The organism is Nocardioides maradonensis (assembly GCF_054777115.1).
Genome location: NZ_BAAHAZ010000003.1, coordinates 317,419 through 332,353 on the forward strand (window position 1 = coordinate 317,419; position 14,935 = coordinate 332,353).

The 14,935-nt window shown below is 69.9% G+C and carries 16 protein-coding genes; 4 read left to right on the top strand and 12 right to left on the bottom strand.

Translation table 11 applies throughout. The annotated features are described in order from the left end of the window. Window positions 1-69: 69 nt before the first annotated feature. Window positions 70-1,212, top strand: a complete 1,143-nt coding sequence (locus ACYVAQ_RS05105; RefSeq protein WP_460787396.1) for an ROK family protein — start codon at window positions 70-72, stop codon at window positions 1,210-1,212. Between the two features lie 80 nt (window positions 1,213-1,292). Here the strand turns inward: ACYVAQ_RS05105 and ACYVAQ_RS05110 are convergent, their stop codons facing one another. The 6 genes from ACYVAQ_RS05110 to ACYVAQ_RS05135 all read right to left on the bottom strand — a co-directional run bounded on the left by ACYVAQ_RS05110 (window position 1,293) and on the right by ACYVAQ_RS05135 (window position 8,014). Beyond that, window positions 1,293-2,540, bottom strand: a complete 1,248-nt coding sequence (locus ACYVAQ_RS05110) for a cytochrome P450 (RefSeq protein ID WP_460787397.1) — start codon at window positions 2,538-2,540, stop codon at window positions 1,293-1,295. A 103-nt stretch (window positions 2,541-2,643) separates the two neighbouring features. Beyond that, window positions 2,644-4,011 (bottom strand): LLM class flavin-dependent oxidoreductase, encoded by a 1,368-nt coding sequence (locus ACYVAQ_RS05115; protein ID WP_460787398.1) that lies wholly within the window; start codon window positions 4,009-4,011, stop codon window positions 2,644-2,646. 20 nt (window positions 4,012-4,031) lie between these two features. Further along, on the bottom strand, window positions 4,032-4,874 hold the full coding sequence (locus tag ACYVAQ_RS05120) for an ABC transporter permease (RefSeq protein ID WP_460787399.1): 843 nt from the start codon (window positions 4,872-4,874) through the stop codon (window positions 4,032-4,034). Beyond that, window positions 4,855-5,703 (bottom strand): ABC transporter ATP-binding protein, encoded by an 849-nt coding sequence (locus tag ACYVAQ_RS05125; protein ID WP_460787400.1) that lies wholly within the window; start codon window positions 5,701-5,703, stop codon window positions 4,855-4,857. Before ACYVAQ_RS05125 ends, ACYVAQ_RS05120 begins: the two co-directional genes overlap by 20 nt. Before the next feature lie 9 nt (window positions 5,704-5,712). Then, window positions 5,713-6,738 carry an ABC transporter substrate-binding protein gene (locus tag ACYVAQ_RS05130; protein ID WP_460787401.1) on the bottom strand — a complete coding sequence of 342 codons (1,026 nt, stop codon included), beginning with the start codon at window positions 6,736-6,738 and terminating at the stop codon, window positions 5,713-5,715. A gap of 73 nt (window positions 6,739-6,811) precedes the next feature. Continuing rightward, window positions 6,812-8,014 (bottom strand): multidrug effflux MFS transporter, encoded by a 1,203-nt coding sequence (locus ACYVAQ_RS05135; protein WP_460787402.1) that lies wholly within the window; start codon window positions 8,012-8,014, stop codon window positions 6,812-6,814. Window positions 8,015-8,115: 101 nt separating this feature from the next. On the opposite strand from ACYVAQ_RS05135, the gene ACYVAQ_RS05140 reads away from it, so the two are divergent. Then, window positions 8,116-8,682 (top strand): TetR/AcrR family transcriptional regulator, encoded by a 567-nt coding sequence (locus ACYVAQ_RS05140; protein ID WP_460787403.1) that lies wholly within the window; start codon window positions 8,116-8,118, stop codon window positions 8,680-8,682. 9 nt (window positions 8,683-8,691) lie between these two features. Here ACYVAQ_RS05140 and ACYVAQ_RS05145 read toward each other — a convergent pair whose 3' ends face one another. Next, complete coding sequence (locus tag ACYVAQ_RS05145; RefSeq protein WP_460787404.1) at window positions 8,692-9,939, bottom strand: hypothetical protein; 1,248 nt, start codon at window positions 9,937-9,939, stop codon at window positions 8,692-8,694. A 315-nt stretch (window positions 9,940-10,254) separates the two neighbouring features. Between ACYVAQ_RS05145 and ACYVAQ_RS05150 the strand changes: the two genes are divergently transcribed. Together ACYVAQ_RS05150 and ACYVAQ_RS05155 are read left to right on the top strand one after the other, a co-directional pair. Continuing rightward, a complete protein-coding gene (locus ACYVAQ_RS05150; protein ID WP_460787405.1) occupies window positions 10,255-10,932 on the top strand; it encodes a lipoyl protein ligase domain-containing protein in 678 nt (225 codons plus the stop codon). A gap of 94 nt (window positions 10,933-11,026) precedes the next feature. Continuing rightward, a complete protein-coding gene (locus ACYVAQ_RS05155) occupies window positions 11,027-11,308 on the top strand; it encodes a hypothetical protein (protein WP_460787406.1) in 282 nt (93 codons plus the stop codon). Window positions 11,309-11,370: 62 nt separating this feature from the next. Here the strand turns inward: ACYVAQ_RS05155 and ACYVAQ_RS05160 are convergent, their stop codons facing one another. The 5 genes from ACYVAQ_RS05160 to ACYVAQ_RS05180 form a co-directional block, all read right to left on the bottom strand. Beyond that, window positions 11,371-11,904: a hypothetical protein gene (locus tag ACYVAQ_RS05160; RefSeq protein WP_460787407.1), complete on the bottom strand. Its 534-nt coding sequence runs from the start codon at window positions 11,902-11,904 to the stop codon at window positions 11,371-11,373. Between the two features lie 171 nt (window positions 11,905-12,075). Continuing rightward, on the bottom strand, window positions 12,076-12,609 hold the full coding sequence (locus ACYVAQ_RS05165) for a hypothetical protein (RefSeq protein WP_460787408.1): 534 nt from the start codon (window positions 12,607-12,609) through the stop codon (window positions 12,076-12,078). Between the two features lie 250 nt (window positions 12,610-12,859). Continuing rightward, the gene (locus ACYVAQ_RS05170; RefSeq protein ID WP_460787409.1) at window positions 12,860-13,306 is read right to left on the bottom strand and encodes a DUF6262 family protein; all 447 of its coding nucleotides are present in this window, start codon (window positions 13,304-13,306) and stop codon (window positions 12,860-12,862) included. Next, the gene (locus ACYVAQ_RS05175; protein ID WP_460787410.1) at window positions 13,303-13,947 is read right to left on the bottom strand and encodes a tyrosine-type recombinase/integrase; all 645 of its coding nucleotides are present in this window, start codon (window positions 13,945-13,947) and stop codon (window positions 13,303-13,305) included. Before ACYVAQ_RS05175 ends, ACYVAQ_RS05170 begins: the two co-directional genes overlap by 4 nt. Next, on the bottom strand, window positions 13,850-14,791 hold the full coding sequence (locus ACYVAQ_RS05180) for a hypothetical protein (protein WP_460787411.1): 942 nt from the start codon (window positions 14,789-14,791) through the stop codon (window positions 13,850-13,852). Before ACYVAQ_RS05180 ends, ACYVAQ_RS05175 begins: the two co-directional genes overlap by 98 nt. Window positions 14,792-14,935: the final 144 nt, after the last annotated feature.

The following is a 14,935-nucleotide window of genomic DNA, read 5'->3' on the forward strand; positions in this document are numbered from 1 at the left end:
TTCTACAGTTTGTCTACTGAGTTGCTCGACATTAGATCGGAGTTCCCCGTGGTGCTGCATCGCTCCCCCATGATCACCGTGGCACGCGGCCGCTTCGGACGTACGTCGGCGCAGGTGCTCGAGCAGGTCCGCGCCGGCGGCCTGGTCACCCGCGACGAGATCGTCGCGCGCAGCGGCCTGAGCCCGGCGACCGTCGGCCGGGTCGTGACCGCGCTCTGCGAGGCGCGGATGCTGCGCGAGCGCCCCGACCGCATCCGGTCGGGGTCGATCGGCCGACCCGGCGTGCCCGTCGAGGTCGACCCGGACCACTTCGTCGTGGTCGGGGTGCACGTCGGCCGGCGGATCGCGACCGTCGCGATCGGCGACCTGACCGGGCGCGTCGTCACCCACGAGACCGTGCGCCGCCCCCGCGGCGAGGCTCCCGACCTCGACGCGCTCGGCCGGATCGCGGCCCGGCTGCTCGGCTCGCTCCCGTCGCGGGCGCCGCTCGCTGCGGGCCTGGTCGGGCCGTGGCGGGAGCTGGGCATCGACCCGGCGGCGTACGGCCAGGAGCTGCACGAGCTCACCGGGCTCGACGTGCACACCGGCGACCACATCGCCGCGGTGGCCGCGAGCGAGTTCTTCCACCGGCGGCACGGCACGCCCGGCGTGACGCTCTACGTCTACGCACGCGACACGGTCGGGTTCGCGCTCGCGGTGGACAAGGGCGAGGTCGTCGAGGTGTCGCGGGTCGGCAGCCTGGCGCACCTGCCGACGAGCGCCACGGTGCCCTGCCCCTGCGGACGGACCGGCTGCCTCGAGGTGGCGGCGGGCGACGCCGCCGTGGTGCGTGCCGCGCGCCGCTGGACGAGCAGCACCGAGATCGAGGCGGTCTACGAGCGCGCCGGCGAGAAGCCGGTCCTGCGGCTGCTGCGCGAGCGGGCGCAGCTGCTCGGCTCGGCGGCATCCGTCGTCCGCGACATGACCGCGCCGGACCGCGTGGTGCTCGTGGGGCAGGCGTTCACGGGCTGCCCGCCGGTCTTCGAGGACATCCTCACCGCGCTGCAGACCGGCGTGCTGACCGACGTACCGGTCTCGTTCACGCGGTTCGGGGCGGGCATCCAGGCGACCGCCGCGTGCACGATCGCGCTGTGCCCCGTGTACGACGACCCGCTGGCGGTGCTGCCGCGGCGGGCGGCTGCGACGGAGGTGGCGGAGGCGGCGGCGCTGTAACACGTCGTCCGCCGAGCTGGCAGCCAGCCGTCGGTGCTTCCAGCACCGCCGAACGGGCTGGTAGCGCCAAGGACGACGTGTTACAGCACGGCGAGCGGCACCGACTCCGGCCGCCGCACGTACGCCCCCGGCGCCCAGCTGACGGCGTCGAGGTCCACCGAGAAGTCCGGGATCACCGCGAGGAGCTCCTCGAGGGCGACCCTGGCCTGGAGCCGGGCAGCAGCCGAGCCGAGGCAGTGGTGGTGGCCCTGGCCGAACGCGAGGATCCGGGTGGGGCGGCGGCGGATGTCGAGCAGCTCGGCGTCGGCGCCGAAGGCCCGCCAGTCGCGGTTGGCGGCGGCGTACAGGAGCAGGACCCGGCGGCCCACCGGGATCCGTACGCCGTGCAGCTCGACGTCGCGGGTCGTCGTGCGCGCCAGGCCCTGGACCGGGCTGCTCAACCGCAGGAACTCCTCCACGGCGTGCGGGATCAGCGCCGGGTCGTCGGCGAGGTCCTCGCGCTGCTCGGGATGCAGAGCCAGCAGCTGCACGGCCTCGCCGAGCAGGCCGGTGGTGGTGTCGTTGCCGCCGGTGATCATGGTGAACACGAAGCCGAACACGGCCAGCAGGTCCGGGCCGTCGCCGTCCTCGGCGGCCGCCACCAGGTGCGAGACGGTGTCCTCGGCCATCACGCCCCGCGCCTGCTCGGCACGCCGCCGCTCGACCAGGTCCGCGAAGTAGCCCATCAGCTCGGCCACCGCGTCGGCGGCGCCCAGCACGGCCGCCTCGGCACCGCCGGCCGCGTTCGCGGCCACGATCGCCGAGGACCACACGTCGAACTGTGCCCGGTCCTCCTCCGGTACGCCGAGGTAGTGCGCCACGACCAGGCTGGGCAGCGGCTTGAACAGCTCCGCCACCACGTCCCCGCCACCGGCCGCGACCAGCCGCGCCACCCGTGAGCGCACGAACGCCCGCACCACCGACTCGATCTCCCCGACCTGGCGCGGCGTGAACCCGCGCGCCACCAGCCTCCGGAACGCCGTGTGCACCGGCGGGTCGGTCATCACCATCGGCGGGTTGGCATCGAGCCCGACCCGCGCGAGGTCGTCATACGCCGTGGTCAGGCCGCTCGCGCTGGAGAAGGTGGCCGCGTCGACGGCGGCGGCCAGCACGTCGTCGTACCGGCTGAGCACGTAGAAGTCGTCCTGCGGCCGCTTGACCGGGACGACGTGGTGCACCGGGTCCTCGTCGCGCAGCCAGGCGTACGACGCCCACGGGCTCCGCCAGGCCTCGCCGCCACCCGGCACGTAGCCCGGCTCGTGACCCCGCGAGCACTCCGTCATCGGCATCCCGGCATCTTGGAACAGGTTCTCGTTCGCGTCCAGCGATGCGGCGAAATCGAAGAGGGGGATCCACCGATGCCCTCGGTGGATCCCCCGTCCTGCGGAGCGATCAGGCGGTGGCTGCCGCCTTCCCAGCAGCCCGCTCGGCGGCGTACACGCTCTCGGGCCGTGGCAACCCGTAGTGATCACGCAGCGTGTCGCCGGCGTACTCGGTCCGGAACAGACCGCGCTCCTGCAGGATCGGCACCACCGAGGTGGTGAAGGCGTCGAGCAGCTGCGGGTACAGCGGCGGCATCACGTTGAAGCCGTCCGCGGCCCCGTTCTGGAACCACTCGGTGATGAGGTCGGCGACCTGGAGCGGCGTCCCGGCCACGACGTTGTGACCGCGGCCGCCGGCCAGCCGGTGCAGCAGCTCGCGCAGCGTCGGCCGGTCGCGCTCGACGATGTTGGCGACGACCTGGAGCCGCGAGCGGTTGTTGTCGAGCACGTCGCCGGAGCCGACGAACAGCTCGGCCGGCACCTTCTCGTCCAGCTCCAGGTGGCTCAGCGAGATGCCGCCGAGGGTCTCCAGCTGGGCGAGCCCGTACGCCGGCACGGTGAGCGAGTTGACGTAGGCCTCCAGCTCACGGGCCTCCGCCTCGGTGTCGCCGAGGAAGGCGCTGATGCCGGGCAGCACCTTGACGTGATCGGGGTTGCGGCCGAGGGCCGTGGCCCGCGCCTTGATGTCGGCGTAGAAGGCCTGGGCGTCGCCGAGGGTCTGGTGCGCGGTGAAGATCGCCTCGGCGTTGCGGGCCGCGAACGCCCGGCCCTCGTTGGAGGAGCCGGCCTGGATGTACACCGGCCGGCCCTGCGGCGATCGCGGGGCGGCCAGGGCGCCGGCCACCTGGTAGTAGCGGCCGACGTGCTCGATCGCGTGCACCTTCTCCGGGTCGAAGTAGTGGCCGGTGGATCGGTCGGCGAGGATCGCGTCGTCCTCCCACGAGTCCCACAGCTTCGTCACCACGTCGATGAACTCCTGGGCCCGGGCGTAGCGCTCCTCGGGTGTCGGGATCTCGGTGAGGTTGAAGTTGCGGGCGACCGCGTCGGACTGGGTCGTGACGATGTTCCACCCGGCCCGCCCGTTCGAGGCGAAGTCCACCGAGGAGAACAGCCGCGCCAGGTTGTAGGGCTCGTAGAAGGTCGTCGACGCGGTGGCGATGAGCCCGATCTTCGAGGTCCGCGCGGCGATCGCGGCGAGCCGGGTGATCGGCTCGAGGTGCCCGGTCGGACGGTACGGCGTGGCCGAGAACATGCCGGGCGCGTCGGCGAAGAAGATCGCGTCCAGCTTGGCGTCCTCGGCTGATCGAGCGAGCTCGATGTAGTAGTCGATGTCGTTGGCGCGCTCCACGGACGAGTCCGGGTGCCGCCACGAGGCCTCGTGGTGGCCGGTGTCCATGAGGAAGGCGTTGAGGTTGAGCTGACGGTTCGGTGCAGACATCAGGGTTCTCCTTCGCCCGATCAGGCCGGACGCCAGCGCGAGAAGCGCCGCTCCAGCCAGACCAGGCCGTAGTTGACGGCGACGCCGAGGACCGAGGTGGTGAGGATCGCGGCGTACATCTTGGGGATGAAGAAGTTCATGTTCGAGTAGTTGATGAGGAAGCCCAGACCCGCCGTGGCGCCGATCATCTCGGCGGCGATGAGGACCAGGATCGCGGCAGCGCCGGAGATCCGGATGCCGGTGAAGATGGTCGGGACCGCGGCCGGGAAGACCACCTTGCGGAAGGTCTGCACCGGCGAGAGGCCGAGCACCTTGGCCGAGCGCAGCAGCTGCGGGTCGACCGTGGCCACGCCGGCGATCGTCGAGAGCAGCACCGGGAAGAAGCAGGCGTAGGCGACGATCGCGATCTTCGAGGTCTCCCCGATGCCCAGCACGAGCGTGAACACCGGGAGGATCGCGAGCGCCGCGGTGCTGCGGAACAGCTCGAGCACGGGGGTGAAGAACTCGCGCACCGGGCGGTACCACGCGATCGCGGCCCCGAGCGGGATCGCGAGCACGATGGCCACCACGAACCCGAGACCCGATCGCACGACGCTGGCCCGGACGTTCTTCAGCAGCGAGCCGTCCGTGGCGATCGACCACCACTCGCGCAGCACCACGTGCAGCGGCGGGATCAGGTAGGAGTCCACCAGCCCGAGCCGCGGCACGAGCTCCCAGATCAGGGCGACCGTGAGGAGGCCGGCGACGCCGCGGGCGACCGTCACCGCGCGAGTACGTCGGAGCGACACCCCCTTCGCACGCGCGGACTCCTCCTGGCGCGGGTTCAGCCGCGCCTCGGTCTTCTCAGCCAGCAAGCTGGACATCGGACGCCTCCTCCCGGCGATGCGCCCCGGCCGCGGCGGTCAGGTGCTGCTGGCGCAGCAGCGACCAGATCCGGTGCCGGTAGTCGGCGAACTCGCGGGTGGCGCGGACGTCGGTCTCGCCGGCCGCGCTGCGGTCCAGGTCGATCCCGATGACCTCGCGGATCCGCCCGGGCCGCGCGCTCATGACGGCGACCCGCTGGCCCAGGAAGACGGCCTCCTCGATGTCGTGGGTGATGAACACGACCGTCGTACCGGTGCGGCGCCAGATCCCGAGCAGCTCCTCCTGGAGCCGCTCGCGGGTCTGCGCGTCGAGGGCACCGAACGGCTCGTCCATGAGCAGCACCTCGGGCTCGTAGGACAGGCTCCGCGCGATCGCGACCCGCTGCTTCATGCCGCCCGAGAGCTCGTGCGGGTAGCGGTTGGCGAACTCGGACAGCCCAACCAGGGCGAGGTACTCCAGCGCCCGCGCCGACCGCTCGCGGCGGGACAGCCCGCCGCGAGCCTCGAGCGCGAACTCCACGTTGGCGGCGGCGGTCCGCCAGGGCAGCAGCGTGTACTGCTGGAACACCACGCTGCGGTCCAGGCCCGGGCCGGTGATCGGCCGGCCGTCGATCGTCAGCCGGCCGGTCGACGGGGACGCCAGGCCCGCGATCAGGTCGAGCACGGTGGACTTGCCGCAGCCGGACGGCCCGACGACCGTCAGGAACTCGCCGGGCTCGACGGTGAGGTCCAGGTGGTCCAGCGCGACGAACTCGCGCAGCTGCTTGTCGTCGTCGCCGCGGACCCAGAAGGTCTGTCCGACGCCGCTCAGCTCGATCCGAGAGCTCATGGCCCCTCCTCAGGCGTTCGGGTTGAGGTCGTTGGTGTAGACGCTCGAGACGTCGAAGCCGGACTTGACGTCGCCGCGACCCGCGAGCCAGTCGGTCCACCGCGAGATGTCCTCGGGCTTGATGACCGGCTTCGGGGTGAGGCCGAGCGTGCCGGGGTAGTTGGCCTGGATCGCCTCGATGTAGTCACCGAAGCCGTGGCTCTTCAGGTAGGGGAAGTAGACGTCGAAGACCTGCTGCTTGGTGTGCGTCTCGATGAACTGCACGGCCGCGGCGATGCCGGCGACGACCTGCTTGGCCACGTCGGGGTTGTCCTTGATGAAGTCGTCGCGCATGGTGAACGCGCCACCGACGTACGGGCCGCCGAGGGCCTTCACGTCGTTGGTGATCTCCTTGACCTTGTCGTGCGCGGCGAGCTGCTGGTACGCGGTGTAGCCCACGACGGCGGCGTCGACCTGGCCCTTGGCGAGGGCGTCCGGGGTGTTCAGCGGCGGCAGCGGGACCAGGGTGATCTTGCTGATCTCGTCGGCGGTCAGGCCCTGCTGCTGGTACCAGCTGTCGAGGAACGCCTCGGCGTTCGCACCGAGCGTGTTGACCGCGATCCGCTTGCCCACCAGGCTCTTGGCGTCGGTGATGCCGGAGCTGTCGAGGGCGACCAGCTTCTGGTTGGTCCTGTCGTTGGCGCCGTACGACGGGAAGACGGCCTTGATCGGCGCGCCGGACGCGACCAGCTGCGCGATGGCTCCGTAGAAGGCCGAGGAGCCGATGTCGGTCTGATGGGAGACGAGCGCCTGCAGCGCCTGCGGCCCACCGGTGACGTCACCGACCCGCTTGAGCTCGATGCCGTTCAGCTTGCCGAGGGCATCGGCGACCAGGAGCGGGTCGACCGCGCCGGCGTAGCTCTGGTAGCGGACGACGTTGGAGCTGCCGCCCTCGGCGTTGGCGGAGCACGCGGTCAGGGCTGCGAGCGCTGCGAACAGGAGGGCGATGGTGGCGGCGAGCCGTCGACGGCCGGGCCGGGTGGAGGAGGTGGACATGACTCCATTCAATCTCTAGTAGTTCAGTAGACAAACCGTTCCGATCGGGGTGAGCGGAGAGGAATGGGGTGCATCACGCGAAGGCCACCTCGGCCGCGGGGTTGCGGGCCATCCACCGCCGACCCAGCGTGAAGACCGTCGCGGCGAGGACGGAGGCGGCCGTCATCACGATCCCCATCGGGACCGCCGATCCCACGCCGCCGAGCAGCCCGACGAGCGGGGTCACGCCCGCGCTGATGCCGAACATCACCAGCCCGAGCAGGGCGGAGCCGGCCCCCGGCAGGTCGCGCGACTGCTGCATCGCGAGGCCCATGCAGTTGCCCATCACCAGGTTGGATGCGAAGGCGTTGGTCAGGATCGGGACGACGATCAACACCGGCCAGGGCGACGCCGCCAGGGCCGTGATCAGGAGCGTGCTGGCGACCGTGACCGGCAGCGCGAGGCCGACCGTGCGGGCGGGGTGGTGCAGCCGGGCGGCCCGGCGCGCCGAGACCAGGCCGGCGCTCACCATGCCCATCGCGTTGACCGTGAACGAGATGCCGAACAGCAGCGGCGAGAAGCCGAGGACGTCCTGGTAGACGAAGGACGCGCTGGCGACGTACGTCATCACCGAGCCCACCGAGAGCCCGAGCGTGACCGCATAGGTGAGGTACGCCGGGCGGGCGCCCACCCGGGCCAGGCTGCGGTAGTCGACACGGGCGGACCGCAGTGGCGGCGGCAGCGTCTCGGGGACCACGGCGGTCGTGACGGCGAGCTGCACGACGAGGATCCCGGCCAGCACGCCCAGCACCCCGCGCCAGGGAAGGAAGGTGGCGAGCAGCCCGCCCAGCGCGGGCGCGGCGATCGGCACCAGGCCCTGGATGGTCATCATCGAGGTGAGGGCCCGTACGCCGGCGTACCCCTCGGCGAGGTCGGAGATCATCGCGCGCACCACGACCATGCCGCAGCAGCCGCTGAGCGCCTGCACGAAGCGGGCGGCGATGAGCAGCCCGATGGTCGGCGCGAGCAGCACCGCGACCGTGGAGACCACGGTGATGGAGCTGCTGGTCAGCAGCACCGAGCGACGGCCGAACCGGTCGGCGAGCGGACCCCAGACCGGCTGTCCCACCGCCATGCCGACCAGGTACGCCGTCAGCGTCAGCTGGACCCGGGCCGCGGTGGTGCCGAGGTCGGCGGCGATGTCGGGGAAGCTCGCCAGGTAGAGGTCGATCGCCAGCGGCGAGGTGGACGCGATGAACGCGAAGATCAGCAGGAGGCGCGGCGGCACGGCGGTCACGTCCCCGACCAATGCCGACCGGGTCGACGGTGTTCCGGTTCCGCTCACCGCGCGCGGATCGACGGTCCTACGATGGGGCGTCGCCGATCGAGAGGGCACCCATGAGCGAACCGCCCGTGCGCCGCAACGAGGCCCTGCGCAACGCCTGGTACGCCGCCGGCGAGGAGATCCTCGCGACGGAGGGGTACGGCGGCCTCAAGCTGGCCGCGCTGTGCCGGCGCCTGGGGGTGACGACCGGGTCGTTCTACCACTCGTTCGACAACTGGCAGGACTTCACCGACTCGCTGCTCGCGAACTGGGTCACCGAGCGCACCGAGCAGACCATCGAGATCGCGCGGCAGACCGAGGACCCGGTCGCCCGGCTGCAGCTCCTGGTCCAGGCCGGCCACGACCTGCTGCACCGCACCGAGGGCGCGATCCGGGTGTGGGCCGCGATCGACCCGCGCGTGGGCGCGGTGCAGAAGCTGGTCGACGACGCCCGCTACCAGGTGGTCTACGAGGCGATGCAGGCCGTCGTCGGCCCGGATCGCGCCGAGGCGTTCACGGTGTGGGGCCTGAGCACCCTCATCGGGTACGAGATGCTCGCGGGCGAGCACGCCCGCGAGCACCTCCTGTGGTCGCTGCAGTCGATCCTGGCCGACGCCCAGCGCACGGCCCAGAAAAGTTGAGTCGGCCCTTCAGCAGATCGGCAGGAGCCCGCAGACCAGGCCACCGAGGATGCTCTGGAGCAGGGTCCCGATGGTGCCCAGCGGGTCGGCCGGGCTGGTGAACGATCCGCTGCTGACGGAGTTCAGCAGGCCGGTGATCTCGCCGGTCAGCGCGGTCAGCTGCGACGGGTCCAGGCTTCCGCCACCGAGCACGGCCAGCAGCTGGGTCGGGTCGACGCCGCTCGCGCCGAGTCCGGCGAGGAGGCCGCCCAGCTGGGCGGCGTCCAGCGAGCCGGCGGCGGGGAAGGAGCCGAGCAGGGTGGTCAGCTGGCTCGGGTCGAGCGCGGAGCTCGCCCCCGGGTAGAGACCGTCGAGCAGCGTGGTCAGCTGGGTCGAGCCCAGCGTGGGGATGCTGCCGCCGTTGCCGGCCGCGGCGAGCAGGCCCAGCAGGGTGCCGAGGGCCTGGGTCGGGTCGCTCAGCGCACCGAGCATCGAGGTGATGACGCTCGCAGCGTCGGCGGGGTTGCCGAGGCCGGTCGGGCCGAGGTCACCGAGGGCGCCGGTGAGCGTGGTCAGCACGTTGGTCAGCTGGGTCGGATCGAGCGAGCCGCCGGAGAGCAGGCCGACGAGCACCGTCGGGTCGAGCTGGTCGGCGCCCGGCAGACCGGCGAGCAGGGTGGTCAGCTGGGACGGGTCGAGCGCTCCGGCGCCACCGAACGCCGAGAGGATCTCGGTGACCTGGGTCGGGTTGAGCGCGCTGCTGGCGCCCGGGTAGAGGGTGTCGAGCAGCGTGGTCAGCTGGCCGGCGTCGAGCGCCGGGATCGAGCCGCCGTTCAGGCTCGCGGTGAGCAGGGCGAGCAGGCTGCCCAGGCCCGCGGCCGGGTCGGGCGTCGTACCGCCGCCGCCGCCACCGCCGCCGCCACCACCGCCGCCGCCACCCGTGGACGCGCAGGCCTTCGCCTGGGCGGCGCGGGCGCTGCGCAGGGCGGCCACCGCACGGCAGTGCGCGCGGGTCTGCTTCCGCAGCGCCTTGCGGGCCTTCACGATCTTGGCGTGCCGGTGCGAGCGCTTGGCCTTCGCGAGGGCCCTCTTGGCCTTCACCATGCGGTGCTTCGTGGTCTTCTCGCGCTGCACGGACTGGGCGACCTTGGCCTTCGCCTGCGTGCAGGCGGCGGTGTCGGTGGCGCGGGCGGGGCTGGCCGGCGCGACGGCGAGGATCCCCACTCCCAGGGCGAGACAGCACAGGATGCTGACGGTCAGGCGGCGTACGACGGACATGAGGCTCCTCGGGACGGGGGTGGGACCCGTCCACTCGGCACCGGCGCCGCGGACCTGAGGACTCCTGACGAGCCGGGCTGATCGCGCCGGGCGGTCAGTCGTCTCGCACCCTACGCGCCCCCAACGGTCTAGCCCGGTCGAGGGGAATTCCGAAGTTCGCGAGACACCACGCACCTGCGAGGGGCATGCTTGCGCTTGTCCCCGCCGCGTTGACCCGAGACTTCGCGGCGGGGACTTTCACACCCGCGGGTCGCCCCACACGACCGGCGGGTGTGCTGCTTCTCGGGCCCGCTCTCGGACGGCACAATCGCGGGCATGCGCCTCCTCCACGTCGACGGTTCCGTCGCCGACTTCCACGCGCGGGTGATCCCCGAGGGTCTCGACGTGGCGGAGGTCTGGCTGTTCACGCCCTCGGAGCGGGCGCTGGTCCTCGGCAGCGCCCAGCCGGAGTCGGCGGCCGACCTCGCGCGGGCGGCGGCCGAGGGGGTGTCCGTCATACGACGGCGCAGCGGGGGTGGCGCCGTGTACGTCGACCCGGCCCGCTCGCTGTGGCTGGACGTGGTCGTGCCGCAGAGCGATCCGCGGTGGAGCGACGACGTACGCGCATCGACGTACTGGCTGGGTGAGGCGTGGCTGCGGGCGCTCACCGGCGTCGGCCTCGACGCGTCGCTGTACCGAGGTGGGCTGGAGTCGACCGACTGGGGACGGCAGGTCTGCTTCGGTGCGCTCGGGCCCGGCGAGGTGCTCGTCGAGGGCCGGAAGGCGGTGGGGATCTCGCAGCGGCGTACCAAGGACGGCGCGCGGCTCCAGTGCATCGTCTACGACCGTTGGGATCCGTACGACGTGCTCGACCGGCTCGTGCTGAGCGACGAGGACCGCGCCCGGGCTGGCGCCGACCTCGCGGACGTCGCGGCCGGCGTCGGCGATCGGCTGCCGGAGGTCCGCGACGCGATCCTGGCCGAGCTGCTGGGTCTCGATACGCCTCCTCGCTAGGAGCAACGATGCTCGGCGCCGGTTCGACGGTCCTGCGGCGGCCGCGCGGCCTGCGGCGCCCCGGGCATCCACCGTCTCGCAGCCGCTCATCACCATGATCAGGGCGCTGCCTGTCGCAGCTCACTCCCACGCCGCGTCCTACGACCGCGCCAGCGAATACGGCGACTGGACCTCCGCCGACACGCCGTACGGCTACTGCAACACCCGCGCGCGAGTGCTGATCGCCGAGTCCTCGGTCCCCACGACCCGCAACAGCTACTGCACGGTCTCCACCGGGCGCTGGCTCAGCTGGTACAACGGCCAGACCTACACCAACGCCTACGGCGGCCGGTACCTCCAGATCGACCACCTCGAATCAGTACCTGTCAAACGTTGAGGACATGTCTTCGCTGGTCATGCAGTGAGCGGTATGCCGACGACACAGAGTGCGTGTGCCGGTCAAACAGCCTCGCGGCATTCGAGCGCCGGGTCGGCTAGTAGGTCGTCGGCAGCGCGGTCGTCACAACCGATCGCAGCGAATGTGCTGTCGGGGTCAATGCGAACGAACCACGACCGATCATTCGGCCAGAGGAACGCAACGAGCATCGTCCACCACGTCTCTGACGGCTGGTCGCTCGCCCACGAGTCGAGTACCTGACCGAGTTCTCCTTCGACTACCGCATATGGAAGTCCGTCGACCGTCACTCGCGGAAAGGCGTCCAACCGGTCATCGTTTGCCTCGTATCCGGAGTAGAGGCCCAAGGTGGCACCAGACGCTTGCGACATTGCTCGTAGGCGTCGAACGACGAGGCGCCGTGCGGCCGCTTCAAGAAGTCCTTCGGTCGGTCCGTTCAGTTGATCGGGGGACCTCTCGTGCGCTGCGGCTTTCAACTCCGCGGGATTCGGATACGGACGGCTCGCAAAGGTGTCCCACTCTTCAGTTGTCCACCCGAGGTCGCGCGCCACCGTGCGCCAGGTGACAGGCTGGATCATGGGCCGATCCGGACCACTAGTCACATATTCGAAGGGATTGAGCACGAGGACGGTGCGCTGGAATGGCCAAGGAGTCCATCCACGACCATTCCAGCCCCCGAGGGCTTCAACCTCGGCGGATGAGGGCCGCCCGACGTAGTCAAGAAGTGAACGCAAAGACTTCCCGCTCGGTTAGGAGGCGACGCAGATCCCGCCAACCTTCTGGAACCAACGCTTCTGGCTGGCGAGAAAGTCGATGTAGTTAGGCGGGGTGTAGTTGGGCGGAAACTCGATGTCGACCGAGCCGAATGCCTGGTACGCCCGAGAAAGCGGTCCACAGGCCAAGTCGCCGCCAGTCTGCGCGTAGTTCGTCGCATAGCGCGTCTTGGTGTCGATCGTCCCGCACGTGTCGCCGTTGGCGTGGCACATCTGGCTGGCAACTGAGATCGAGGGCACGTAGTAGTCGCACTTCGCGGTGAGGTGCGCGTTGATCGTTGTCTTGCCGGTCGACGTTGCCGGGTGCGGGTAGTCGTATTCCACTGTGCACGAGATCGGAGCCTCGCCGGTCGCCGACGCAACGCGGCCGGTTCGCGGGACGGCAGTGATCGTCGCGATAACCTCTTCGGACGAAGGGGCATTCGGATCGTACTGAGGCGTCGGGGCGCTACCGCTCGCGTCGCGAGCAACGGCGGTTCCGTTCGATGATGTGACGATCCTGGACGTCACGGGACCGCTGTACGTCGACGTCACCGAGACACTCGAAGGGGCGTCAGAGTTGTGGATCGGCGCCACAGCGCCGCCACCGCCGTCAGCGCGCGCGCCGGGGGCTGAGGCAGCCAACACAGTGCCACCGAGCAATAGCGATCCGATGATTCCCACAGAGCGTCGCATGACAGCCCCCAAGAGTCGGTGAGAGTGATCGCGGCTAGCGCGCCCACGTCTGGTAGGGCAATCAGACGTCCTTGGGCTGAGGGTGTCAAGTGTTATCGAGGCCGGAGTCGTGACGGCTGGCTGAGCAGCGCGCGCACCCTTCGATTCGACGGCGCAGCAGGAGGTTATCGCCGTGCGCTGCGGCGAGGGCGTTGTTCAGCCGCGCGACCTCATCGCGGTGCCGGGCCTTCATCTCGCGAAGTAGCGCCGCGAGTGCTCGGACCGTCCCGCCGGAAGAGTCGTCTTCCGCGAGAACTGTGTCGGTGGTCGGCCCTCGTCTGGTTCCCTTGTTCGCTTGGCGCATCTCTGTGATCGCCCGACGGAACTGCGGGTGCCGATATAGGAAGTCGGTGGATACGCCTGCTTCCCGGGCCACCGCTGCGAAGCTGATGGGCACGGCGGTGCGCCCCATCGTTGTGAGGGCGGATCGCACTCGGTCCTCAGCGGCCTTCGACCTGTCGGCTGCTGCTTGCTTCAGGTGTTCGATGCTCACGAGGTGTCCCCTGATCGTCGGTCGATGGCTCCTGAGCCTTGGACTGCGGTCGGCGTCGTCTTGATCTCGTCCAGGCTGATAAGGACCTGTTGGATGGCGCGCGTTTCGTTGCGGCGGCCGACGAGCCAGATGTTGTCCTCGGGCATGGGGCAGCCATGACGCTGCTCGAAGGCTTCAGAGCGGGTCGCGATGAGCGCCTGGGTCGAGGCCAACTGAGTTTCGAGTTCGGGACGGTGGGTCTCGTCGGTGGCGAAGGCGCTGCATGACAGGCAGGCGTTGCCCTTGTCGCAGGTCTGGCGCGGGGGCAGCATGCACCAGCCATTGGGAAGTACGCGATCGGCACGCTTGTCCAGGTGGAGGACGTCGAAGAGATCAGCCGGGTCGACTTCGAGTGGCTGGCCAGTCGCGCTGACCTTCTGGTAGCGAAGAAACTCTCGCTCTGAGGTTTCGGCGAGGGTCTTGGCGTAGCGCAGTGTCATCGCGGGGCTGAGATGGCCGAAGTACCGCTGGACGACGTGGAGCGGTACGCCCGCGTTGAGAAGGCTAGTGGCCTTTGTGTGGCGGAACTGATGGGTCCTCGTGATGTGTACCGGACCTCCAAGGCTGTCGCGCAGGTCGAGGACCTTTGCCAATGCGCTCAACCTGCTCGTGAAGGTTCCCGCTGCGTACGGGGAAGGTACCCAGCCGGTTCGTCCTTGTGCGCAGGAACAGATACTTCGGCTCGGCGGTGGACCCGTGTCTGCGCATGATCTCTCGGGCGACCTCCTGCTGCGCCAGAACGATGCGCACGATCTCGGCATCCACCGGGATCGTCGGTGAGATCTCCGACGACTCGATCTTGGTCAGTTGGTATCGAAGACGTGCGATCAGAGCGCCGTCGTCCAGGTCGGTCTCATCGTCGAGTCGGGCGCCCATGAGCGGCAGCAGTGGATCGAAGTCCATCATCAGGACCTCGTTCATGCGTCTGCCCGTCCGGACCAGGAGAGCAAGCGCGTGAAATGCCTGGATATCGCCCAGGCCGCCCTCGGCGACGGGTCTTCCGAGAAGTTCAGAGCCGGTGATGATCTGCGATAGCACCGTCGGTTGGAGGACCTTGTCGTCGGGGACCATGTTGGTCAGGCGTGGCTTGTCGCTGGGCAAGAACACCACAGTGTGGAGCGGCTCCAACTTCAGCCAGCGATGCTCGTCAAGCACCTGTGCCGCCTTCTCCCGGTGGTCGTACATATGCCGAAAGAACTGCTCCAGCGCGACCATCGTCGACCTGCGGACGTTCTTCGACAGGGGTTTGCCCTTGGTGCGGCCGCTCAGTACGACGTGATCGCGCAACGCCGCGGCGAACGCCCGGGTGTAGTCCCGAAGGTCAGCGATGTCGGTGACGAGGACTGGACCGACGTCGCCGCGCTGATCTACGAATCGCTGGAGCCACTTGAGTTGGTCGAGTCGAGTCTTCACGCTCGACCATGTCAACTGCTGGGTTTCCAGCATGGTGGCCAGCCACCACAGTGGAGTCCAGCAGAGTGGTGTACGACGGACCTGAGTGAGCGCGTGCCTGCAACGTAGGCGCGGCCACCAGGTGGATCCTTCGAGTGATCTCTCACAACCGACTCGAAGAAGGACACCTTGATGACC